This is a genomic window from Kibdelosporangium philippinense, assembly GCF_021390435.2.
Lineage (GTDB): Bacteria > Actinomycetota > Actinomycetes > Mycobacteriales > Pseudonocardiaceae > Kibdelosporangium > Kibdelosporangium philippinense.
On the sequence record NZ_JAJVCN010000004.1, the window covers coordinates 21761 to 44366 of the forward strand.

Below are 22606 nucleotides of genomic sequence, written 5' to 3' on the forward strand. Positions count from 1 at the left end.
GGCACCGCTTCCGCCTCCAAAAATCCTCGCCCACCTGTGGGCGAGCTCGATCATCTTCACCGACCGTAGTCCGCTTCGACCTGGAGATCAAACACCTGTTCGAGGGACACGCCGAGCAGATCTCGATTTTTGTCGGTGGTTGGTGGTACACATTCGCACGAACGTTCGATCGAACCGGTGTTCGATCTCAGGGCACGCGAGAAGGGTACGACATGGCGGCTCCGGTACGCACGAGGATCGACCTGTCGCAGCTGGAAACCCGGCCAGTGCTCCGGCTGGTGCCGCCGCTGCCCGAGGTCGACGAACCCAAGAAGCAGCAGGCACGCCCCCGCAAGGCGCGCCGGGTCGAGACCAAGACGCGGCGCGTCGCAGGCCGCCGCCCTTCTCATTCGCGAGTGGTGCCGTGCAGCCCAGCGGTCCGGCGCCGACGGCGAGTCGCGGCATCCATCCTGGTTGGAGCAGGCATGTTCCTCGCGGTGCTCGGCGTCGGCGCCATGGCCAACGCCTTCACGGCCAACACGGTTCCCGACCAGACGGCCGTCGTGTGGGTCCAGCCCGGCGAGACCTTGTGGGATGTCGCCGAGCGTTCGGCCCCGGGCTACAACCCCGAGGCCGTCGTCGCCCGGATCCATGAGCTCAATGAGATCCCCGGCAACATCGTGCTGGCCGGTCAAGCGTTGGAGGTTCCGTCCGCATCCTGATCACCATGAATGGTGGATCGCCTCGTGGTGATGGGCGAACGGCGTGACGTCGACATCCCCAGGCTTCAGCCGGTCCTTCGAAAGACGGTTCACCCGTCGGCGGATATCGGTGAGTTCACCGCGAAGCCGTTGACGAGCGCGGCGTTCGGTGATGGCGGACAGCCGGGCGACCTCGGTATCGCGGGGCAGTGCGCGCGGGTAGCGATAGAAACTGACTTCGCGGCGAATGGCTTGCGGCCACGGCCGTCGGTCGTATGCCTCGGCCAGACATGCTGCGCTGTAACGAAAGCCTCGCGCTGTGGCGATTCGCCATGGCCGCCAGCCGCCTGGCCATGGGCCGGTCCGGTGATGTGCGGTGCGGGACAACCCGTGCTCCCTCGTGACACCGCCAGGCTTTTCCTGGCGTCGCTAGAAGAAGCCGCTCGGGTAGGTCCGCACATGATCGACTTTACCGGTTTTTCCCGCTCGCTCGCATTCAATTTTGTGCACGTGGCGCGGAATCGAAAGAAAACCGGGAGAACACTGCGTGATCGGGCTGATCTACTCCTGGCCGTACCCCGCATCCATGGGACCACAGGAGTGATTTCCGTTGCGCGCACACCTTCTTTCGCATGCCCGAAGATTGTCGGCGATCGTGCTGACGTTCGTCTTCGCGGTGGCCGGAATCGCTGTCGCCACAAGCGTTCCCGCCTACGCGGACGCCACATGTGCCGGTAGCGTCTCGGTTTACGGCGTCCTGCCGGACGGACGGCTGACCTACACGGCGATCGACCCGAAGAACGGCAACGTCCAGCGCACTGTTGTCTCGTCGAAAACCCTTGGGTTCACGCCGAAAGCGATGGCCACGCTGAACTTCAACACCATCCTGGTCAACTCGGCCGGTGGTGTGCTGTACCGCGTCGACGTCATCACCAACAACACCTCGCTGACGTTCAACGATCCGGTCTCGATCGAAGGTGGCTGGACCCACAACCTGCTGACTTACGACGGCCACGGTCATCTGTACGGCACGACCTCAAGCGGAACGTTGTTGCAGTACGTGGTTTCCCAGCCGAAACCGAGTTCGCCGCACATCGGCCAGCGCCGCGAGATCGGCACCGGCTTCACCCTCAAGACCCTTGCCGCCGCCGCGGACGACTGGCTCGTCGCCACCGCGAGCGATGGCCAGCTGATCAGCTACGCCATCAACGCTTCCGGTGGCTACAAGCGGTACCAGTTGGACGACAAGGGCTGGCAGAGCTTCGAGAACTTCGTCTCGCCCGGCGGTGGCCTGTACTACGGCAAGAACCCTGACGGCGCGATGTACTGGTACGAGGACGGCAACCCGACCGACGGCTCCGGCACCGACATCACCTACCACCTCGACGACCCGGTGTCCTCCCGTGGCTGGACACAGAACCTGCTCTCCGCCGACCCGGCCGGGTGCAAGGCCTCGACGCCGGTGAACACCGTGCGCAAGCGGATCGGCGACATCGCGACCGGTGAAATCGGCCAAGCCGAGTCCGGTTGCGACAAGTACCACCCGGGTTGCGATCGTGGCGACAACGACTGGTGCGCGATGTTCGCGACCTGGACCTGGCACGCCGCCGGCGTTTCGAACGTCCCGAGGTCAGAGTGGACAGCCCGTGGACTTGGCGCGTGGGGCATGCGGAACAACCTGTTCAAGGCTCGGTCCGGCAGCGCGAAGGGCAGCCCGAAGATCGGTGACTGGGTGATCTACGGGACGCCGGTCGACGAGCCAGGCGGACACGTCGACGTGATCGTCGCCGTGCACCCGGATGGAACGCTGAGCGTGGTCGGCGGCAACGTCAACGACAAGGTCACGCGTAAGCACATCGATCCGGACACCGCCCGGTCCGGCAGGCTCAACGCCCCGATCTCCGGCTACGTCGCGCCGCCTGGCGCCTGATCGTCAGGAACACGACCATGAGTCTCAAGAAGACACTGCTGGCCGCGGCCACGATCCTGAGTCTGGGCGCGACGACGGCGAACGCGATGCCGGTCGGGGAGATGTCCCCACAGATCATGTACCCACACGATCCCTGTGTGGCCGGTGGGCCGACAGCGGCTGACAATGCCGCGGCCGCAAGGCTCAACAACGTTCTGACAGGCAAACTCCGCAACGCGATGACCGGATATCGCGTGTCCTGCGCACGGATCGTGCTCGACACGGTCCGCGACAGCGGCCTCGGCCAGCGCGCCGAAGTCATCGCGATCACCACGACGATCGTCGAGTCGTTGCTTGAGAACATCAACGAGGAACTCGATCACGACAGCCTTGGGCTGTTCCAGCAGCGAGCGCACTACGGCACCAGGGCGCAGCGGCTCAACCCGGTGTGGTCGACCAACGCGTTCCTCGACGAGATGCTGCGTACGCACCCGGACGGTGAGTGGCGCACCGATCCGATCGGCGACGTGTGCCAGAAGACGCAGCGTTCTGCCCATCCTGACCGTTACGCCAAGGAGGTCGCGGACGCACAGCGGATCGTCGCGGAACTCAGCAGCGAGCCGATCCCGAAGACCGTGTCGATCTACGGTGCGCTGGCTGACGGCAGGCTGACGTACTCGACGATCAACTCAGCCAACGGGAACCGCACCAAGACGCTGGTCTCCAGCGACAATCTCGGGTTCACGCCAAAGGCCATGGCGACGCTGAACTTCAACACCGTCCTCGTCACCTCGCCTGCCGGTGTGCTGCACCGGGTGGACATCATCACCAACAACAACTCGTTGCACTTCAACCCACCGGTGGCGATCAACGGCGGCTGGACGCACAGCATGCTGACCTACGACGGGTACGGCCACCTGTACGGCATCGCGGGCAGCACCCTGATGTCCTATGTGGTCTCGCGGCCAAAGCCAAGCGATGTCCACATCGGACAGCGTGCCGTCATCGACACCGGGTTCACCATGCGGACGCTCACCGCGACCGGTGACGACTGGCTGCTTGGCGTCACCACGACCGGTGTGCTGCGCTCGTACCGGATCAACGCGGACAACACGTGGGCCGGTGCGACGCTCGGCGAGAAGTGGGCCGGGATCGACGAGGTCGTGTCGCCGGGCGGCGGCCTTTACTACGGCAAGACCCGAGAGGGCGGGTTGTACTGGTACGTCGACCGCAACCCGTATGACCTGAACGGGTCGGATCTGGTCGGTCACTCGAACGACCCGGTGGACGCCAGCGGCTGGACCCAGATCCTGCTGTCGGCTCAGCCGTTCAACACCGCCTGAACCGAACAACTTACCCACTCCGGCTCACTGACTGAGCCACCTGGTGCCCCGCGCTCGCCGAGCGCGGGGCACCAGTGGTTTGCCTCGAAGGGTTCGCCGGCCGTCTCGACGGCCCAGCTTCCCGCTGGCCGTACCGGTCAAAGGCACCGGTACGCCCGGTACAGGCACCTTTGCCCGGCACACCCAGCGGAAACCTGGATCCGCCGAATACGACCAGCAACCCTCCGAGGCAAACCACTAGCATGTGCGGACCGTGGCGAACGGCCCTCTTGGAGTTCGCTCGAACGGCTGATTGTCGGCGTCGGTCCGGTCTGGATGGACACCACGTGTGGCGTAGAACACAAGGAGTCCACGGCAGTGTGACTCGCCTGTGAGTCGCGCCGTGTCGACTTGCATCCGATAGGCCTCGGGCATACTGTCACCCCTACATCTAGTAGTTACACCGCTGTAAGTAGTCCACAGGTTGGGGCTGGAGCCGGGCAGGTTGTCCACGTTCCATCCACAAGTCGATCACCAACCAGGCTGTTGCGGTGACGCACGGGTGTTGTCAGGTGACTGTCAGTGGTGTTCATGAGAGCGAAGAGGTGCCAGCGATGAGATGCCCGTTCTGCCGGCACTCCGACTCTCGGGTCGTCGACTCACGGGAGGTCGACGAGGGTCAAGTGATCCGGCGCAGGCGGTCGTGCTCGAGCTGTGGCCGTCGCTTCACCACCGTCGAGGAGGCCGTGCTCGCGGTGGTCAAACGCTCTGGGGTGACCGAACCGTTCAGCCGGGACAAGGTCGTCCGCGGTGTGCAGCGCGCCTGCCAGGGAAGGCCGGTGGACGAGGACGCGTTGCAACAACTGGCACACAAAGTCGAGGAGACCATCCGGTCGAGCGGCGCCGCCGAGATCCCGAGCCACGAAGTGGGGCTCGCCATCCTCGGCCCGTTGCGCGAGCTCGACGAGGTCGCCTACCTGAGGTTCGCGAGTGTGTACCGCTCGTTCACATCGGTTGAGGATTTCGAGAAGGAGATCGCGGATCTGAAGGAAGCGATCGCCAGGCGCGTGGAGACGGAGCAGAAGTGACGACCCGTAAGACGCGCGCACGCAGCACAAAGAATTCGGTGCAACCGGATCGGACGGGTACCCCGGCCGTGGCCGCGCCAGTTATCGCGAGTGATGAGGGAGAGGGACTGGTCATGACGGAGACGGTGGGTGTGCCCGCTGGGGGAGATCAGCAGGTCAAGGGCCTGCGGATGCAGCGGGTCTACACGACCGAGGGAGTGCACCCCTACGACGCGGTCACGTGGGAGCACCGCGACGTGGTGATGACCAACTGGCGTGACGGATCGGTGAACTTCGAGCAGCGCGGCGTCGAGTTCCCCGACTTCTGGTCGGTCAACGCGGTCAACATCGTTACCAGCAAGTACTTCCGTGGCGCGGTGGGCTCGTCGGTGCGGGAGAGCAGCCTGCGCCAGCTGATCGACCGGGTGGCCAAGAAGTACGTCGCCGCCGGTCTCGAGCACGACTACTTCGCGTCGCCCAAGGACGCCGAGATCTTCGAGCACGAGCTCACCTACATGCTGCTGCACCAGGTGTTCAGCTTCAACTCGCCGGTCTGGTTCAACGTCGGCACCGCGTCGCCGCAGCAGGTCAGCGCCTGCTTCATCCTGTCGGTCGACGACACCATGGAGTCGATCCTCAACTGGTACAAGGAAGAGGGGCTGATCTTCAAGGGCGGCTCCGGCGCGGGTCTGAACCTCTCCCGGATCCGTTCGTCCAAGGAACTGCTGTCCTCCGGCGGCACAGCCTCCGGCCCAGTCTCGTTCATGCGTGGCGCGGACGCGTCCGCCGGGACGATCAAGTCCGGTGGCGCGACCCGTCGTGCGGCCAAGATGGTCGTGCTGGACGTGGACCACCCGGACGTCGAGGAGTTCATCGAGACCAAGGCCAAGGAAGAAGCCAAGATCCGCGTCCTGCGTGACGCCGGCTTCGACATGGACCTCGGTGGCAAGGACATCACCTCGGTCCAGTACCAGAACGCCAACAACTCGATCCGTGTGTCCGACGAGTTCATGCACGCGGTTGAGAACGACGGCAAGTTCGGCCTGCGTGCCCGCGGCACCGGCGAAGTAATCGAAGATGTCGAGGCCAAGCAGCTGTTCCGCAAACTGGCCAAGGCCGCGTGGGAGTGTGCCGACCCAGGCATCCAGTACGACAGCACGATCAACGACTGGCACACCTGCCCGGAGTCGGGCCGGATCACCGCGTCGAACCCGTGCAGCGAGTACATGCACCTGGACAACTCCAGCTGCAACCTCGCGTCGCTGAACCTGATGAAGTTCCTGCGTGAGGACGGCACGTTCGACGCGCAGACCTTCGTCAAGGCGGTCGAGTTCGTGATCACCGCGATGGACATCTCGATCTGCTTCGCGGACTTCCCGACCGAGCCGATCGCGGACACCACCCGCAAGTTCCGTCAGCTGGGCATCGGTTACGCCAACCTCGGCGCGCTGCTCATGGCGACCGGTCACGCGTACGACTCCGAAGGCGGCCGCTCGCTCGCCGCGGCGATCACCTCGCTGATGAACGGCGTCGCGTACCGTCGCTCCGCCGAGCTCGCCGGTGTCGTCGGCCCGTACGAGGGCTACGCCCGCAACGCCGAGCCGCACATCCGCGTGATCCGTAAGCACGCCGCGGCCAACGACCTGATCCGCACACTGGCCAAGGACGACACCGCGATCCAGCGCATCGCCGGCGAGGAATGGCGCCGTGGCCTGGAGATCGGTGTCCGCGACGGATGGCGCAACGCGCAGGCGTCCGTGCTCGCGCCGACCGGCACCATCGGCCTGATGATGGACTGCGACACGACCGGTATCGAGCCGGACCTCGCGCTGGTCAAGTTCAAGAAACTGGTCGGCGGCGGCTCGATGCAGATCGTCAACCAGACCGTGCCGCGCGCGCTGAAGGCACTGGGATACCAGGACGAGCAGGTCGAAGCGATCGTCGAGTTCGTCTCCGAGCACGGCCACGTCGTCGACGCGCCCGGCCTGCGCCGCGAGCACTACGAGGTGTTCGACTGCGCGATGGGCGAGCGCTCGATCGCGCCGATGGGCCACGTCCGCATGATGGCCGCGGTGCAGCCGTTCATCTCGGGCGCGATCTCCAAGACGGTCAACATGCCGGAAGCGGCGACCATCGAGGACGTCGAGGAGATCTACTTCCAGGGCTGGAAGCTCGGCCTGAAGGCGCTCGCGATCTACCGCGACAACTGCAAGGTCGGCCAGCCGCTGTCGGCGGGCAAGTCCGCCCGCACGGACAAGGGTGCGGAGAAGGAGACGGTCGTCGAGTACCGGCCGGTCCGCAAGCGCCTGCCGAAGAAGCGTCCGTCGCAGACGGTGTCGTTCACCGTCGGTGGCGCGGAGGGATACCTGCACGCGGGCTCGTACCCCGACGACGGCCTCGGCGAGATCTTCGTCAAGCTGGGCAAGCAGGGTTCGACCCTCGCCGGTGTGATGGACGCGTTCTCAATGTCCATTTCGGTCGGTCTGCAGTACGGAATTCCGTTGGAGTTCTACGTTTCGAAGTTCCAGAACCTGCGCTTCGAACCGGCTGGCATGACCGACGACCCGGACGTGCGGATCGCGACCAGCGTGCTCGACTACCTGTTCCGCAGGCTGGCGCTGGACTACCTGCCGTTCGAGAAGCGGGCCCAACTGGGCATCTACACGGCGGACGAGCGTTCCGCACAGGTCGCCAGCGACTACGGCTCGTCCGATGTGGACATCGAAGGCATGCGGTCCACTGTGGAGGCGTCAACGGCCGCGGCTCCCGCGCCGAAGAAGGAGATCGAGAAGGCACACAGCTCGACCGAGCTCCTCGAACTCCAGCTCGGCACGGTTGCTGACGCTCCGCTGTGCATGACCTGTGGAACGAAGATGCGTCCCGCTGGTTCGTGCTACGTCTGCGAGGGCTGCGGCTCCACCTCCGGCTGCAGCTGACCGTCTGGTTTCGGGCGGGGTGCAAACCGGGTTCGGTTGGCACCCCGCCCTTTTTCGCTTGTCCCGCCGACGACACTGATTACATGACGTACGTCCTGGCGGGCTACCGCGTTGCCTCCCGAGAGGCTCGGCCAGACTGGCAGGAAGCTGGCCTGCCCAACACCGAGCTGGTCTCGATGAGTGATTGTGTCGTCGACCTGCTCACGGTGGATTCGCAGGAGTGGAACGACTGGTTCGGCGACGTGGAGTCGGCGCGTGTTCAGGCGAACCGGGCTGGCCTGCATGTGCTTGGGGTGGGGATCGCCGAATCGGATATTCCGGCCTTCGGTTTGCCTGAACGGCGGACGTCCATCCCTGACGGCCAATTGCTTGGTTTCGAGCTGGTTGGTCATGACTGCGGCACCTGGCACACCTGGACCTGCCTTGGTGGTCTTGTCCGTGATGTCGAGCAGGCGACCGGCGTTCGTCCTGGGCAATGGGGCTTGATCCAGGACGAGCGGCAAGCGCGCCGTGCCGCGGACTGGCTGACGGCTTCCAACCTCGGCGACCCCAAGGTTTTCCATTGGGTCGCGGCCATGCTGTTCGCCGTCTGAATACCCTGCGCGCAGTATCGCACCCTCGCACCCACCAAAACTTCTGTCTAGACTGTCTAGATGGTGAGCTGAGGAGCGTGGGGATGAGCGGACATTGGCAGTTACAGGAGGCCAAGCAGCGGTTCAGCGAGCTGATCAGGTCGGTCGAGACCGACGGTCCGCAGTTCGTGACGAGACATGGAGAGGAAGTCGCAGTGGTCATCGACGTCGCCGAGTACCGGCGTCTTCGAGGTGGTGGGGACTTCAAGGCGTTCCTGCAGGCAGCACCCGACGTGGACCTGGAGGTTCGCCGGCCGTCGGCGCCTGCTCGAGCAATCGACTTTGGTGAGGGTGAGTGAGCTTTCTTCTCGACACGAACGTCGTGTCGGAAATCCGCAAGAAAGTCCCGAACCCCGGCGTAGCCGCGTGGTTCGCGTCTGTGCGGGCGGGCGAGTTGTTTCTGAGCGCGCTGGTCGTCGGTGAGATCAGACAGGGTGTCTCACGGCTGGCCCGCCGTGACTCCGCCCGGGCCGAAGTCTTCGAGCAGTGGCTCCGCCAGTTGGTCGACGTTTACGGCGACCGGATCGTCCCGGTGACGGCGGAAGTGGCTGAGGTGTGGGGACGCCTCAACGTCGCCGATCCGCTGCCGGTCGTCGACGGACTGCTGGCCGCCACCGCGCTGGTGCACGACTGGACCTTAGTGACGCGGAACGTCGACGACATCGCTTCAACCGGTGTACGTCTCGTCAACCCCTTCGCCGAATAACGGTTCGTAAGCCGTGTTCTCCGGGGTGAAGATCAGGACGTAATCCTTGCCTGGCCCGGTCGCGACTTCACGAAGGCGGGCAAGGACTTCAGCCTCGGTCGGCAAGGTGAGGCCGAGGGCCGCGGCGGCGCGGTCCCGCCGCTCCGGCAAGTCTGGCTCGTCTTCCAGGAACTCGGCTGCGGCCTCGGCGCTCTCCTCCGCGGTGAAACCGGGGCAGTCACGCCACCAGGGCACGACCAGCAGGAGACGCAGCAGCTCCGGCAGGCCAATCGCGACAAGACCCGCGCTGCCTTCGGAATCCGCGTACAGCACAGGGCGTTCCTCGCCGCCGTCCCCGCAGAAGAAGAACGTGCCTCCGGAGCCGTCTCCTGCGAAACCTTCCAACGCCGCACCCGACGCGAGATGGACCTCCTCGACGTGCTCGCTCCGGTCAAGCTCGAAGTCGCCCGGCCACGCCAGGAACGTGGCAGCGTCCTTGTGTTCAGTGATAGCCAAGATCAACGATTGCATGGGGCACCATAGCCTTGCGCACCTGATTCGAAGTGACGGCACCGTAGATGTCCTTGGGCGGCCGGATCCGGGTGGCGGACCGTAGCCTCGCGCTCCCATCGCAGTGGCGCGTTGTAGCTTTGAATGGCCGGATCGCGGTGGCGCGCCATAGCTTTTGGGCGGCCGGATCGCGGTGGCGGACCGTGGCTTTGGACTACACGATTGGAGTGATGCACCACAGCCTCGACTGCCCGATCGCAGTGGCGGCACCACAGATAGCCGTGGACCGCCTGATCGAAGTGGCGGACCGTAGCCGTCGACTGCCCGATCGAAGTGTTCGAAGCCGAGTTTGGAACCGAGCGGCGAGCTAATTCGTTGCCGAAGTGGAAGGCGTGCGGGTGGCAGCGCAGCGGTGGTCGGATGACTGAGCTGTTCGAGGGCCAGCGGGCCCGGATGTTCAACATCGCCTACCGCATGCTGGGGTCGGTCGCCGAAGCGGAAGACGTCGTGCAGGACGCGTTCCTCAGATGGCACGGCGCGGATCAATCCAAAATCGCCACCCCACCGGCCTGGCTGACGAAGGTCGTCACAAACCTCTGCCTGACAAGGCTTTCATCCGCCCGCGCACGACGGGAACAGTACGTCGGGCCGTGGCTGCCGGAACCGGTGCCGACCGCTGATGGCGCGTTGGGTCCATTGGAGACGGTGGAGCAGCGTGAACTCGTCTCGCTGGGTGTGCTGGTGGTCTTGGAACGGTTGACGCCGCCGGAGCGCGCCGTGTTCGTGCTGCGCGAGGCGTTCGGGCATCAACATCGGGAGATCGCCGAGATTCTCGACATCGATGAGGCTCACTCGCGGCAACTCCACAGCCGGGCCCGCAGGCACGTCGCCGACGCGCGCAAGCGTTTCCCCGCCGATCGGGCTCGGCATGAGGAGATCGTGCGCCGGTTCCTCGATGCAACTTTGCGAGGCGATGTCAAGGGTCTCGAGCAATTTCTTGCTGATGATGTTGTTTCGTGGGCCGACGGCGGCGGGAAAGTCACTGCCGCGCGACGGCCGATCGTCGGCAAGGCCAAAGTTCTGCGCTATATGCTGGGGTTTCAGCGGCGGCCTGAGCTCAAGGAAATCAGCGCCGAAATCGCGGAGATCAACGGCCAGCCCGCCTGGGTGCTGAGTTGGAACCATATGACCGCCGTGTTCGTTGCCGAGATGGAAGGCGAGCGGGTGGCGGCGCTGCGTGCGATCCTGAACCCGGACAAGCTGCGAGCTGTCACGAACTGGCGCCCTGTTTAGTCAGACAGTCATGACAGTCGTGATCCTTGGCGCTGGCTACGCTGGCCTGAGCGCCGCCGGTGTTCTACGCCGCGCCGACGTGGACCATGTCCTGGTCAACCGGACCGACTACTTCGTCGAACGAGTCCGGCTGCACCAGGTTGCCGCTGGCCAGGACGTCAGGCATTGGCCGCTCGAAGGCCTGGTCGTGGGCACGGTCGATGGCCTCGACTTGCAGAACAAGGTTGTGCACGTCGGACCGCGCGAGATTCCGTACGACACCCTCGTGTACGCCCTGGGCAGCAGCGCTGACCTGGACTCCGTGCCCGGTGTTCGCGAGCACGCCTTCGCGGTGGCGGACCTGGAGTTGGCCAGCAAGCTGCGGGCCCAGGCGCTGGACGAGGTCGTGGTGGTCGGCGCCGGGCTGACGGGTATCGAGACGGCGGCCGAGCTGGCCGAGACCGGCGTGCACGTCACCCTCGTCGCCGACGGGCCGGTCGGGGGTTGGCTGTCTGCGCGGGCCCAGAAGTACCTGATGAGGGCGTTGGCCAGGATGGGCGTCGCCGTGCGGAGGGGTCGTGTCGTCAGGGTCGGGCCGGACACGCTGCAGTTGGGCAGTGGCGAGGAGCTGTTCGGCACCGTCGTGTGGGCGGCTGGGTTCCGGGTGCCGGATCTGGCGCGCGCGGCTGGGCTCGAGGTGGATGAAACGGGCCGGATCGTGGTTGATGACTGGCTGCGGTCGGTGTCGCATCCCGACGTGTACGCGATCGGCGACGCCGCGACGGGCACGCGGATGTCTTGCCAGACGGGGCTGCCGATGGGCAAGTACGTCGGCAAGCTGATCGCGGGCCGGACGGCGAAACCCGTCAGGATCCGTTACGTCTGGCAGAACATCAGCCTTGGCCGCCGGGACGGCGTCAGTCAGTTCACCCGGGCGGATGACAGTCCACTGTGGGCTGTAATGACGGGGAGAATGTCGGCTTGGTTCAAGGAAATCATTACTCGCGCAGCAGCTCGGTCAGCGCGTCGTTGAATACCTCGAAGGCGGCCGCGTCGAACAGCACGAATCGAACGGCCGTGATACTTGACGTTTCCGTGGCGAGAACCGTTGTCAACGCGATCTCGGCGGCGGATTTCACCGGCCATCGGAAGATGCCGGTGGATATCGCCGGGAAGGCGATCGTCTTCGCGCCAAGGGAATCCGCCACTTGAAGCGAGTTGCTGTGACAGGCCGCCAGCAAATCGGATCGGTCTTCATCCTTCGACCACACTGGGCCGACCGTGTGCACGACCCACTTGGCGGGCAACCGGCCCGCGGTGGTTGCCACAGCTTGGCCGGTTGGCAGGCCGCGGCCGTATTTGCTCGCGCGCAGGGCTCGGCAGTCGGCCAGGATTTCCGGGCCGCCCTTGCGGTGGATCGCGCCGTCGACGCCGCCTCCGCCAAGCAATGACGAATTCGCGGCGTTCACAACGACATCCGTTTCCTGCTCGGTGATGTCGCCCTGGACGAGCTGGATATTCCGCGCCGAAACCATGTCTTGAGGCTAGCCTGACGGCCATGCGCACATCGTCCGATTTTCAGCTCCGCATCGTGACGTCCGGCCCCGGCAGCTTGGTCGAGGTCCGTCCGATGGTGGCCGGAGCGGACGTCATCGCGCAGGCTGACAATGACTTTCCGGGTGCGGACCCGATTTCCGTCCTGCTTGCCCTGCAGGCAGGCGACGAACCACACGAAGTGCGGCTGGCCGAAGCGGAATGCACCGAGTTGTGCTGTGGCGCGCTGCACGTGACCATTCGGCGTGATGCCGACCAAGTGGTTTGGGGGCCGTGGCGCAACACTTCGGACACGGGCACGGAGTTCGAAGAAGTGCGCTTTGACGCCGTGGCTTATGACGCGGAACTTCGTCGTGTGACTGAGGATCACAGCTGGGAGTGGCCCGCACGCACGGTCGCGCGTCTGCTCGAAGCCGAGCTGCGCCAGCACGGCGATCACTTCGCTGCATGGGATTGCGAACTCAACGGAGTCAACTGCCTTGATGGGGTCGTTGTCGTTTTCACGTATCGAGCCAACCAGCGGTTCCGGATCGACTTCGTGCTCACCGATCGGCCACCGGCCGAGCAGGTCGTAGGACTCGCCGGGCTTGTCCTCGCGGGCGACCCGCGCAAGCTAGGCAAGGCGATTGGGTAGCTCTAGGATTGGCAGTGATGCCAATTGAATCCGCTTATCGAGCATTGGATGGTTTATCTGTCGGGGACGCCCTTGGCGCCCAGTTCTTCATGGTCGGTCGCTCGCTGTCCGCGTTGATCGCGGGGAACCCGCCCACGGGTCCGTGGGAGTGGACTGACGACACCGAAATGGCCTGCAACCTCATCACCGAACTACGTGATCACGGTGCGGTGGAACAGGATCGGCTCGCGATGACGTTTGCTGATCGCTGTGAACCGTACCGTGGCTACGGCGCGGGGGCGTTCGTAATTCTGCACAAGATTCGGAAAGGTGTTCCGTGGCGGGAGGCTGCTGGGCCTGCCTTCAACGGTTCCGGATCGTGTGGCAATGGCGCCGCGATGCGAGTAGCTCCGCTGGGCGCGTACTTCGCCGATGATCTCGACAAAGTCGTTGAACAGGCAACGCTTTCCATCAGCACCCTGAGGGGATTGTCGGTGCGGTCGCTGTTGCCCGTGCCGCGGCGATTGCCTGCACATCCCGGCCGGAGCCTAGAGATTTCCTCGAACGGGTGCTGGACGGTTTAGCGAAAGGCTTTACCCGCAAGGGAATCAGGCATGCACGGGCGCTCATCGGCAAATCTGTCGAACAGGCCGCGTATGAACTCGGCAACGGGTCGCGCGTGACCGCGCAGGACACCGTCCCGTTCGCTTTGTGGGTCGCGGCAACGTATCTCGATGATTACCCGAAGGCGATCGTGAGCTGTGTCGAGGCCGGGGGAGACGTTGACACGACCGCCGCGATTGTTGCCGGACTGGTCCACACAGGACTGATATGGGGAGGGCCGGGGGAGTAGCCATCCCCCGGCCCTCAGCTCGCCGCCATTCGGTGCCGCCAGCACTTTTAAAGGAGCGGATCACGTATGAAGGCCCCGCGTCCTACGATTGGACCACTGGCCCATGATGGCGGAGCTCCTTCGCCGTTATTCGAACCGCCCAGATCTCCTCGGACCGCTGGTCAGTGCGTTGCGGCGGGTTAACGACCCCGCCCAAGATGGTCACGAAACGGTCACAAACATCCAGGGCAGGACGGCCTCATCTACCTACACTCACAAGATCCTGACCCCCACACAGGTCAATGAGATCATCGAAGCTTACAAGTCAGGCGCTACAGCCAAGGTCCTCGCCGAGCGCTACGACGTTCACATCCAGACGATTAAGAAGAAGCTGAAGAAGTACGGCATACGACGACAGCCAACATAGGTGTCAAGGCATCACCGACCTAACCCTGAGCCTCGTCTAGCTCAGGTGGAACAACCAGGCCGTCAGAAAAGACCATGATCTCTTTGGTCTTGACAACTCGATGAGCTGAATAGTTCAGCGAGAAGAGCGAACTTCGACGATCTGAGTAGAGATCCTTAACTTGGGATACATTGTCATAGGTAAGCACCCACTTCGTGTCTGCGTATCCGTTAAGACACTCGGCCAGCTTCGCGTGATCATCATCGCCAAAAGAGTTCAGATAGAGCGATCCAGCCTTATCGAAGTACGGTGGATCTGCATAGATAAAAGTGCTTGGCCTCCGCGCATGCTTCTTGATAACCTTGATTCCATCGGTGTTCGTAACGCTAATTCTGCGCGCATGAAGACCGATTACGCGAATTCGCTCAGTCAGGGTTTCCTTGTTGAACCGCGCGTCGATCTTGTAGTTCCCAGTCTGATCCATCCCCCCAATAGGGCCGCCGTTGAGAACTCCGGACCGATTTGTCCTGTTGAGGTAGAATGTAGCGAAACCTAGCTCGAAGGGGTCTGCGGAGGGGTCGAGGTAGAGCTCCTTCTGTCGACTCCACTCTTTCACTGTAAGCTCAGCCTTCGTAATTCGCTCGGTAAATCTGGCTGGTTCAGCGACGACCGCCGACCAGAAGGCGTAGACTGCGGGATCGAGGTCGTTAATTACGATCCGTTGAACCTGCCCTGTCACCAGCAGCGCGAGAGCGGCACCAGCACCGCCCGCGTAGGGCTCTACATAAGTCCCCTGGGTAAGATCGTTCGCCCGAACAAAAGACTTCAGCCTCGAGTACAGCGACCCTTTCCCGCCAGGGTAGCGCAGCGGCGAGATTGTTACACGACGCAATTGACTCTTGTCAGCAAGTGCACCGCTCATGGGGCCAGGACCACCTTCATCAGCTCGTGCATCGTGCTCCAGCAATTGCGCACATCTTCAGCTTCTGCATGAACTTTATGGTTATGATTTATCGCATTCAATGCATCTGTTGATGCTGAATAATATCCGCTCACCTTTCCCGATGCTAGCTTCCGAACTACCTGCGCGAGAGGTCGATGGCCTACGGTAGGCAAATAATCTTCAAGCCACTTGAGGCAATGCGAAAGATAAACAAACCCATTTACATTCTGCTGCGTCCGTATATCAACGCCAACATTGTCGGCGTACGCCTTGATAGACTTCTCAAGAAACGTTCTCAAGAGATCCATGGTTGCGTTGGGGTAGATAGTGATGTTAATTCGCGACAATTCCGCCAATATGAGACTAACCGAGGCAGGGAAGGTGGCAGGCACAGAAATGTCGGACGTATCCAGATTTATTGGTCGCTTCGACTTGACTGAAGGTTTGTCGCCTGCGGACCCCTTGTTGCCGCCGACGCCGCTCGCTCCAGTGCCACCCGGAGGTCCCGTACCAGCACCGGAGCCTCCCGTAGAACCACCTGTGCTGCTCGCGCCAGAACCAGGCGTCGAAGCCATGCCTGCACCACCCGGGCTTCTATTCGAGCTCGCAGCAGGACTGTTGCCGCTTTGACCACCGCCCGTAGGCTCCTCCTCGTCCTCATTGAGAAGGTTTCGCAACTCGGCTAGATATTCCTGATATTTCGGACTGGTGGTCTTGTTGAGCTTTCGAGTGTCTATATATTTACTCTTAATGTCGCCGACTATCTTCTCAACCAACCCGCTAAAAACATCTTCAGGAAGGGTGGTGGTAATGTTGTAGTCTTGATCAACCGTCAGACCGAGGATCCTCAGAAAGTCGTTGTTCGGATACAGGCGTTCAAGTACGGAGACCGGGAACTTCCGACTCGCGATATAGCTCTTAAGCTCCAGGTCGCCATACGTAGCCGAGCGGAAAACTTGAAGAAACCGACTCCGGAGGATGAACTTCTTGACCTCGACAGTGGGGTATTGCTCAATCAGGTCCAACGGCGACTTTCCAGCATCGAGTTGAGCTTGAAAGAAGGCCGCCTGTCTATTCGGTGACCATGCGCGGCGCTGGCTCCCCGTGTGAATTGCTCCCACGAGTCTACTCGCGTCATCTTCATTGGGGGCAAGCTTGACTTGGATCTTTCTCAACGAGTCTCGATTAGGAATCGTTGCTGCAATCCGGCTTATCTGAGACTGGAAGACCGGCGCAAGATATGGGTTCTGGATCGTCTTCAACGCGGCAACTCGCCGGTTACCTTCCACGACAACCAGAACCTTGTTCCTTCGAATAACGATCGGGATCTCATGAGTCAGGTACCCAACCTTGGAGATTCCGTCAACTAGCGTCAAGACTCCCTCATTGCTGAAGAGATCTTGAACGATATCTCCTTCGGTCACGTTGTCAGACAGTTCAAGTCGGACGTTGTGGGGGTCAAGCTGAAGGTCATCGACAACGTCAACGGTTAGCTCTTTCCATGTCGACATGTCGATCATTTACACCCCTCCATCAGCCTTAACCAGCACGTTGGCCGCCCCTTCACGATCTTGACCACCTTAGTGGTGCAGCCAAGCATCCCTTCATACCGCCACTGCTCCGATCGGGTGACTCACCTAGATCCACTGCTGGCATAAGCGTTGAACGGCCGTGAATCGATACATATGCGCGCAACCCTTGTCCATGACGTGACCATCTCGCGACGTGCGCTGCAAATGGGCCCACGGCTCACATCTCGTCGTTGCCCCGATGTTTCCGCACGTCAAGCCCACGATCAGCGCCTACCTATCCTGCTCCCGTTGACGCCCGTGATCGCCTCCGTCACGATGGGTGAGCAACAACCCGCAAGTTGCTCGCATAGGAGGCAGGATGCGCGCCAGGTTCCTCGGCAAGGACCCCGACTCACAGGTCGACAACTCGCCGACGCTGTTCGCCACTGACCGGACCGACCGCGTGACGTACATCGCCCAGGGCTGGAAGGTGACCGACCCGCAGGTGTTGGCCGACATTGGGCCAGTCCCCGACCATGAGACCCTGATCGAGATCCCCGAGGAAGTCCTGAAGTTCTACGCCCGCCGCTCTGCTCAGGAGGAGGGACAGTCCTGACCGAGCTGATCAAGCCAGGTTCGGAGTTCAGGCAGCTCTTCCACACCTTCGAGCACACGGCCTTCCGCCTGGAGACCTTCGACCAGTACGACGCGACGTACGAGAACGAATCTCTGCGCAAGTTCCTCGCTGGCGAGCCGGACGATCTGCCGTGGATGCAGAGCTGGCTGGACATGCTCCGCGAGGCGACGGCCGCGGGGCGACGCTTCAGCCGGGTCCGTGTGGTGACGATGCCGCTCACGGACTACAGCCGGTTCGGTGTCTGGTGCTCGCAGTTCACCGGTGGAGCTGGCGAAGACATCCGCTATCTTCCTCGCGACTTCGCCGGCGAGTTGCCGCAGCACGACTACTGGCTGTTCGACTCGCGCAAGTTGGTTCGGATGCACTTCGATGACCGCATGGGCTTCCTGGGCGGTGAAGTCATCGAAGATCCGGACGAGATAGTTCAACACAACTACTGGCGTGATGCTGCGTGGCATCACGCGGTGCGGCGGGACGACTTTGCCAAGGAACAAAGCCTCTGATGTCTCGAACGTTCATGAGGCACGCATGGCGCTCGGCGGACGGCTCCGCGAGCTGCGCGAACAAGCCGGACTGACCGGCAAGCAGCTCGCGGAGCCTCTGTCATGGCAGACCTCGAAGGTCTCCAAGATCGAGAACGGCAAGCAGACACCGAGCGTCAGCGACATCGAGGCGTGGACGAAGGCGACGAGCAGCGAGGGTCAGAAGGCCGCGCTGCTCGCCTCGCTCCACACCCTTGAGGTTCAACATGCCGAGTGGCAGCGCATCCTTCGTGGTGGTATCCGGCCGCGGCAGAACTCACTCGCCGAGCTTGACCAGAAGACGCGGCTCTTCCGTGTGTTCGAATCGACCGTGATTCCCGGCCTTCTCCAGACAGCCGAGTACGCCCGCGTTCGCTTCGCCGAGAGCATCCGCATCTTCAAGCTGCCGAACGACATCAACGAGGCGGTAGAGGGCCGCATCAAGCGGCAAGACATCTTCTACCGGCCGGACAAGCGCTTCCACTTCATCCTGACCGAGGCCGCCCTGCGCTTCCGTATGTGCGCGGCGCCGGTCATGCTCGGCCAGCTTGACCGGCTCGTCTCCATCTCCGGGCTTCCCAACGTCAAGCTCGGGATCATCGGCTTCGAGACCCAGTACACCGCGTCCCCCTGGCACGGCTTTTGGATCTACGACGAAGACAAAGTGCTGGTCGAGACGTACTCGGCTGCCCTTAACCTTGCCCAACCGCAAGAGGTCGAGCTGTACGCGAACGTCTTCAACGAGCTGGCGGCCGTCGCCAGCTACGGCCGGTCCGCCCGCGCCATCATCACGCGCGTCATGGACGACCTGACAGAACACCTTCCGGGCGAGTAGCGCCTAGTTGCTCCTGCATCTCACTACTTCTTATGTTGCGAGCAACTACGAGCAACTTGCTGTGCTGACGCGTGTCCACTTGCTTACTCTCCAGGAGCCCTCACCCGGCTGACCTTGGAGAAGAGCAACGTGATCACGCCCGTGCCCCTGCTCAGCAAGGACCAGATCAACCGCTTGCCCGAGCGTGCCCAAGAGGTGGTCGAGTACCGCAAGAGCGGCCTGAGCCTGAACCACATCCAGGGTTGCTCGCTCGGGTGCGCCTACTGCATCCGGCACACGTACGGCTTGTGGGACGCGAACCAGCCGGTTGCCCTCATGTCCGACGCGCAGGCCGTGGAGGAGCTGGTCAGTCACCGCTACTTCCAGCCGCACGTTACGCCGGTCCAGCTATTCAACCGGGCGACCGAGCCGTTCTTGCCCAAGGTGCGTCCGCACACCTTCGCGGTTCTCGAAGACCTGGACGAGCGCGAGCTGACGAACCACGTCCTGGTCATCACCCGCCACCAGCTCAAGCCGTACGACATTGACCGGCTGAACCAGCTGCGCCACCTCAAGGTGACGCTGCTGTTCACGTACTCCGGCATCGACAACGAGAAGATCGAGCCGTACCCGTCGCACGTCGCGGCCGACTCGCTGAAGCTCATGAGCGCGCCATCGGTACGGAAGTACCGGACGGTGCTCTACTGGCGGCCCCTCGTCCCTGGCCTCAACGACACCGATGAGCACCTGGCCGCCGCGCACGAGTTGAGCAAGCACGCCGACGCGACCGTCTTCACCGGCCTGTTCTACCGCGCCCAGATCGCCGAGTACTACAAGGCGAACGGCATCCCGGAGCCCTACGACAACACCGCGCGCCGAAAGATCGTGCCCGAGACGCTGGAGCGTCGCGTGCTCGATGCCTTCTCCCACTCGTCGGCCTTGTTCCGCAAGACGTCGTGCGCTGTCTCCTACGCTCATGGTCTTCCCGACTACAACGGCCACTATGGCATCCGGGAACTGTGTGACATCTGCCCGCTGAGTCAGCTTGAGCTGTGCGCGGGCGCTCATTGGACGCCGACCGTTGAAGACGTACACCAAGTCGCCAGCGTGTTGCCCGAAGCGAGCAACCTGAAGGTCGTAGACATCACTGAACGGGCCGTCGTCGTGTCCGGCCTGGAGACCGAGCAACCGCGCTACTTCCTTCAGCACGCGCTTCGGTTCCAGGTTCACGACGAGCGTCACCCGCACCACGCGAACCGGCACGGCCGCGCTGACATCGGATGGAAGGAAACTTCGGCATGACCCACTGGACGACGCTGGACTACGTGGTCGTTGACGTTGAGGGCAACGGCCAGCAGCCGCCTGACTTGGTCGAGCTGGCCGCGGTGCCCATCGTGGGGGGGATCATCGGCGAGCCGAAGAGTTGGCTGGTCAAGCCGGACCTACCGATCGCCCACTTCGCCCAAAGGATTCACGGCATCAGCAACGCGCAGGTGGTCGACGCCCCGGTGTTCGCCTACGTGGAAGCCGACGTACTGAAGGCGCTGGACGCCTCTGCTCTCGTCGCCCACAACGCCCACGTTGATGTCGGCGTTCTTCAGCGCAAGCTCGGCGACTGGGAGTGCCCAGAAGTGTTCGACACGCTCAAGCTCGCCCGGCGCCTGCTGCCTGACCGGAAGACGTACAAGCTTGGCTCACTGGTCGAAGAGTTCGACCTGGGTCACGGCCTTGAAGGGGAAGACCAGCCGCACCGGGCCACGTATGACGCCGTTGTGACAGCCCGGCTCTTCGTGCATCTCGCAGGCCGGCGGAGCCTCGAAGAACTCCGGGATCAACCGACAGGGGGTAGCTCTGATGACGAGCCAGCTCTTTTCTAGCTCGAACCGCCTCGGCTTCGGCTCCATGCAGCTCACCGGCCCTGGCCACTGGGCCGCACCGGACGACCCGGAACAGGCTATGCAGGTGCTCCGAGATGCGGTCGACGCGGGCGTGACGCACATCGACACCGCCGACGCCTACGGCCCGTTCACTGCGGAGAAGTACATCCGAAAAGCGTTGCATCCCTACCCTGAGGGCTTGGTCATCGCCACTAAGGGCGGCCTCACTCGCCAAGGTCCCGACCGGTGGGCACCGTGTGGGCGGCCGGAGTACCTGCGCCAGTGCGTCGAGATGAGTCTTCGGCGGCTCCAGGTCGAACGGATCGACCTGTACTACCTCCACCGCATCGACCCCGCCGTTCCCTTGGAAGACCAACTCGGCGTGCTGCGGGACATGCAGGCTGAAGGGAAGATCCACCACATCGGACTGTCCAAGGCGGACCTCGGTCAGATCCGTGAGGCCAGCGAGCTGATTGCCGTCGCGGCCGTGCAGAACAAGTACAACGTCTCTAACCGGGTGTTCGAGGAGGTTCTTCGCTACTGCGAAAACGCCAGTATCACTTTTGTGCCATACGCCCCGCTGGCATCAGGTCGGCTCGCGGAGCCTCACGGTGTGCTTCACGAGCTGGCTACCCAGTACAGCGCGACGCCTGCCCAGCTCGCACTGGCGTGGCTGTTGCACCGGTCGCCCGTGATGATGCCGATCCCCGGAACCAGTTGCAGCGCGCGTCTCCACGAGAACCTGGCGGCCCATCAGATCAACCTCACCCGCGAAGGCATGGCCGCTATCGAGGTGGCGGCTACCAAGACCGTGCGGTCAGAAGTCGGGAAGGGGCGATGATGAACCCCCGGCCCTTTTCTGACCATCAACGCGGCTTGTTCGTCAGCGTCGACGGACCGGGCGGCGCGGGGAAGACCACGATCGTTCACCACCTGGCCCAGATGCTCGTTGCCGAAGGCGCACACGTCCACGTGACCGCCGAACCATCCAGCGGACCTATCGGCAAGCTCGCCTGCGACTTGACCGAAACGGTCACTGGGCACGCGCTCGCCTGCTTGTACGCGGCCGACAGGTATCACCACGTCGAGACCGAGATCAAGCCGCACCTGAAGAGCGGCCACACGGTCATATCGGATCGCTACATCGCGTCGGGCCTCGTCATCCAGCGCTTCGATGGCGTTGACCCCGCGTTCTTGTGGCAACTCAACGAAGAGGCTGAACAGCCGGACCTAACGGTCATCCTCGAGGCCGACCCGAAGGTGATCGCTGAACGCCTGAGCGAGCGCGGTCCACACAACCGCTTCCAGTACACGCCTGGCAGCAGTCAGACCGAAGTGGAGTTCTACCGGCAAGCAACCGAGACCTTGAACCGCGCGGGTTTCGAGGTACTGCAGGTGGACTGTTCCAGCCGCCCGCCCGAGCAGTCCGCGGCGATTATCCGCAACCAGCTCGTGGTCCTGCTCGCTCGGAACGAGGTGTCGAGCTGATGAACCAGCCGGTCACGAACGCCGACGCGATACGGCTATACCCGGAGCTTCAACAGCTCCTCGATGTACGGGAAGCGGGGTGGATCTTCCGGACGATCCAGGACGCTGGTGGTCCCATTGAAGGGATCGCGGGGAGCTTCAGCCGCCAGCAGTACACGGACGCGATCTTCGTCTTTGACCGCACGAACGTCAGTGCGGCCCGCGTACTTGCCGACGAGTACGGCGGCGGGTGCGTCTGGTCCAAGGAAGGCTCCGACATCCAAGAAGTCGTCTTCGAGCTGCTTGGGCTTCCCGAACCAGGCGAGCCGGGGGCTCCGTCGCTCGTGAAACGTTCAAGCCTGCTCTGGACGCCGCGATGAGCGTCCCCGTGCAGGTGAGTAGAGCTCTCCCCGTTCAA

25 protein-coding genes and 1 pseudogene are annotated in these 22606 nt (G+C 63.0%); 21 read left to right on the forward strand and 5 right to left on the reverse strand.

Features of this window, described 5'->3' with window-relative positions; all coding sequences use genetic code 11:
* Nucleotides 1–212: 212 nt before the first annotated feature.
* On the forward strand, nucleotides 213–701 hold the full coding sequence (locus LWC34_RS42955) for a LysM peptidoglycan-binding domain-containing protein (protein WP_233731060.1): 489 nt from the start codon (nucleotides 213–215) through the stop codon (nucleotides 699–701).
* On the opposite strand, the gene LWC34_RS42960 is transcribed toward LWC34_RS42955, so the two are convergent.
* The gene (locus LWC34_RS42960; RefSeq protein WP_233731061.1) at nucleotides 702–1067 is read right to left on the reverse strand and encodes a hypothetical protein; all 366 of its coding nucleotides are present in this window, start codon (nucleotides 1065–1067) and stop codon (nucleotides 702–704) included.
* Nucleotides 1068–1290: 223 nt separating this feature from the next.
* Between LWC34_RS42960 and LWC34_RS42965 the strand changes: the two genes are divergently transcribed.
* The 7 genes from LWC34_RS42965 (at nucleotide 1291) to LWC34_RS42995 (ending at nucleotide 9252) form a co-directional block, all read left to right on the forward strand.
* Nucleotides 1291–2610, forward strand: a complete 1320-nt coding sequence (locus LWC34_RS42965) for a CHAP domain-containing protein (protein WP_233731062.1) — start codon at nucleotides 1291–1293, stop codon at nucleotides 2608–2610.
* A gap of 17 nt (nucleotides 2611–2627) precedes the next feature.
* Nucleotides 2628–3932 carry a tachylectin-related carbohydrate-binding protein gene (locus LWC34_RS42970; protein ID WP_233731063.1) on the forward strand — a complete coding sequence of 435 codons (1305 nt, stop codon included), beginning with the start codon at nucleotides 2628–2630 and terminating at the stop codon, nucleotides 3930–3932.
* A gap of 593 nt (nucleotides 3933–4525) precedes the next feature.
* The gene (gene nrdR / locus LWC34_RS42975) at nucleotides 4526–4999 is read left to right on the forward strand and encodes a transcriptional regulator NrdR (protein ID WP_233731064.1); all 474 of its coding nucleotides are present in this window, start codon (nucleotides 4526–4528) and stop codon (nucleotides 4997–4999) included.
* Between the two features lie 113 nt (nucleotides 5000–5112).
* On the forward strand, nucleotides 5113–7914 hold the full coding sequence (locus LWC34_RS42980) for a vitamin B12-dependent ribonucleotide reductase (RefSeq protein WP_233731065.1): 2802 nt from the start codon (nucleotides 5113–5115) through the stop codon (nucleotides 7912–7914).
* Nucleotides 7915–7997: 83 nt separating this feature from the next.
* Entirely contained in the window at nucleotides 7998–8507 is a 510-nt protein-coding gene (locus LWC34_RS42985; protein ID WP_233731066.1) for a hypothetical protein, read from the forward strand.
* A gap of 83 nt (nucleotides 8508–8590) precedes the next feature.
* Nucleotides 8591–8845, forward strand: coding sequence for a type II toxin-antitoxin system Phd/YefM family antitoxin (locus LWC34_RS42990; protein ID WP_233731067.1), 255 nt, complete (start codon nucleotides 8591–8593; stop codon nucleotides 8843–8845).
* Entirely contained in the window at nucleotides 8842–9252 is a 411-nt protein-coding gene (locus tag LWC34_RS42995) for a type II toxin-antitoxin system VapC family toxin (RefSeq protein WP_233731068.1), read from the forward strand. The genes LWC34_RS42990 and LWC34_RS42995 overlap by 4 nt, the downstream gene beginning before the upstream one ends.
* Here LWC34_RS42995 and LWC34_RS43000 read toward each other — a convergent pair.
* Nucleotides 9214–9762: a hypothetical protein gene (locus LWC34_RS43000; RefSeq protein ID WP_233731069.1), complete on the reverse strand. Its 549-nt coding sequence runs from the start codon at nucleotides 9760–9762 to the stop codon at nucleotides 9214–9216. The two genes, LWC34_RS42995 and LWC34_RS43000, sit on opposite strands and share 39 nt — an antisense overlap.
* Before the next feature lie 399 nt (nucleotides 9763–10161).
* On the opposite strand from LWC34_RS43000, the gene LWC34_RS43005 reads away from it, so the two are divergent.
* Together LWC34_RS43005 and LWC34_RS43010 are read left to right on the forward strand one after the other, a co-directional pair.
* Nucleotides 10162–11034, forward strand: a complete 873-nt coding sequence (locus tag LWC34_RS43005; RefSeq protein ID WP_284051879.1) for an RNA polymerase sigma-70 factor — start codon at nucleotides 10162–10164, stop codon at nucleotides 11032–11034.
* A 10-nt stretch (nucleotides 11035–11044) separates the two neighbouring features.
* Complete coding sequence (locus tag LWC34_RS43010) at nucleotides 11045–12046, forward strand: NAD(P)/FAD-dependent oxidoreductase (protein ID WP_233731071.1); 1002 nt, start codon at nucleotides 11045–11047, stop codon at nucleotides 12044–12046.
* On the opposite strand, the gene LWC34_RS43015 is transcribed toward LWC34_RS43010, so the two are convergent.
* The gene (locus LWC34_RS43015) at nucleotides 12012–12548 is read right to left on the reverse strand and encodes an O-acetyl-ADP-ribose deacetylase (RefSeq protein WP_233731072.1); all 537 of its coding nucleotides are present in this window, start codon (nucleotides 12546–12548) and stop codon (nucleotides 12012–12014) included. The two genes, LWC34_RS43010 and LWC34_RS43015, sit on opposite strands and share 35 nt — an antisense overlap.
* A gap of 23 nt (nucleotides 12549–12571) precedes the next feature.
* Between LWC34_RS43015 and LWC34_RS43020 the strand changes: the two genes are divergently transcribed.
* The 3 genes and pseudogenes from LWC34_RS43020 to LWC34_RS43030 all read left to right on the forward strand — a co-directional run bounded on the left by LWC34_RS43020 (nucleotide 12572) and on the right by LWC34_RS43030 (nucleotide 14439).
* On the forward strand, nucleotides 12572–13201 hold the full coding sequence (locus LWC34_RS43020; RefSeq protein ID WP_233731073.1) for a hypothetical protein: 630 nt from the start codon (nucleotides 12572–12574) through the stop codon (nucleotides 13199–13201).
* An 89-nt stretch (nucleotides 13202–13290) separates the two neighbouring features.
* Nucleotides 13291–14033, forward strand: a pseudogene (locus LWC34_RS43025) (ADP-ribosylglycohydrolase family protein).
* A gap of 103 nt (nucleotides 14034–14136) precedes the next feature.
* Nucleotides 14137–14439: a helix-turn-helix domain-containing protein gene (locus LWC34_RS43030; protein WP_233731074.1), complete on the forward strand. Its 303-nt coding sequence runs from the start codon at nucleotides 14137–14139 to the stop codon at nucleotides 14437–14439.
* 19 nt (nucleotides 14440–14458) lie between these two features.
* On the opposite strand, the gene LWC34_RS43035 is transcribed toward LWC34_RS43030, so the two are convergent.
* Nucleotides 14459–15340 (reverse strand): DNA adenine methylase, encoded by an 882-nt coding sequence (locus tag LWC34_RS43035; protein ID WP_233731075.1) that lies wholly within the window; start codon nucleotides 15338–15340, stop codon nucleotides 14459–14461.
* Nucleotides 15337–16881, reverse strand: coding sequence for a hypothetical protein (locus tag LWC34_RS43040; protein WP_233731076.1), 1545 nt, complete (start codon nucleotides 16879–16881; stop codon nucleotides 15337–15339). The genes LWC34_RS43035 and LWC34_RS43040 overlap by 4 nt, the downstream gene beginning before the upstream one ends.
* 370 nt (nucleotides 16882–17251) lie before the next feature.
* On the opposite strand from LWC34_RS43040, the gene LWC34_RS43045 reads away from it, so the two are divergent.
* The 8 genes from LWC34_RS43045 (at nucleotide 17252) to LWC34_RS43080 (ending at nucleotide 22568) form a co-directional block, all read left to right on the forward strand.
* Nucleotides 17252–17488, forward strand: a complete 237-nt coding sequence (locus LWC34_RS43045) for a hypothetical protein (protein WP_233731077.1) — start codon at nucleotides 17252–17254, stop codon at nucleotides 17486–17488.
* An 8-nt stretch (nucleotides 17489–17496) separates the two neighbouring features.
* Nucleotides 17497–18012, forward strand: a complete 516-nt coding sequence (locus LWC34_RS43050; RefSeq protein ID WP_372496825.1) for a DUF6879 family protein — start codon at nucleotides 17497–17499, stop codon at nucleotides 18010–18012.
* 25 nt (nucleotides 18013–18037) lie between these two features.
* Nucleotides 18038–18865, forward strand: a complete 828-nt coding sequence (locus tag LWC34_RS43055) for a helix-turn-helix domain-containing protein (RefSeq protein WP_233731079.1) — start codon at nucleotides 18038–18040, stop codon at nucleotides 18863–18865.
* Nucleotides 18866–18994: 129 nt separating this feature from the next.
* On the forward strand, nucleotides 18995–20146 hold the full coding sequence (locus LWC34_RS43060) for a radical SAM protein (RefSeq protein ID WP_233731080.1): 1152 nt from the start codon (nucleotides 18995–18997) through the stop codon (nucleotides 20144–20146).
* Nucleotides 20143–20721, forward strand: coding sequence for a 3'-5' exonuclease (locus LWC34_RS43065; RefSeq protein WP_233731081.1), 579 nt, complete (start codon nucleotides 20143–20145; stop codon nucleotides 20719–20721). Before LWC34_RS43060 ends, LWC34_RS43065 begins: the two co-directional genes overlap by 4 nt.
* The gene (locus LWC34_RS43070; RefSeq protein ID WP_233731082.1) at nucleotides 20699–21562 is read left to right on the forward strand and encodes an aldo/keto reductase; all 864 of its coding nucleotides are present in this window, start codon (nucleotides 20699–20701) and stop codon (nucleotides 21560–21562) included. Before LWC34_RS43065 ends, LWC34_RS43070 begins: the two co-directional genes overlap by 23 nt.
* On the forward strand, nucleotides 21562–22209 hold the full coding sequence (gene tmk, locus LWC34_RS43075; RefSeq protein WP_233731083.1) for a dTMP kinase: 648 nt from the start codon (nucleotides 21562–21564) through the stop codon (nucleotides 22207–22209). The genes LWC34_RS43070 and tmk overlap by 1 nt, the downstream gene beginning before the upstream one ends.
* A complete protein-coding gene (locus tag LWC34_RS43080; RefSeq protein WP_233731084.1) occupies nucleotides 22209–22568 on the forward strand; it encodes a hypothetical protein in 360 nt (119 codons plus the stop codon). The genes tmk and LWC34_RS43080 overlap by 1 nt, the downstream gene beginning before the upstream one ends.
* Nucleotides 22569–22606 lie beyond the last annotated feature (38 nt).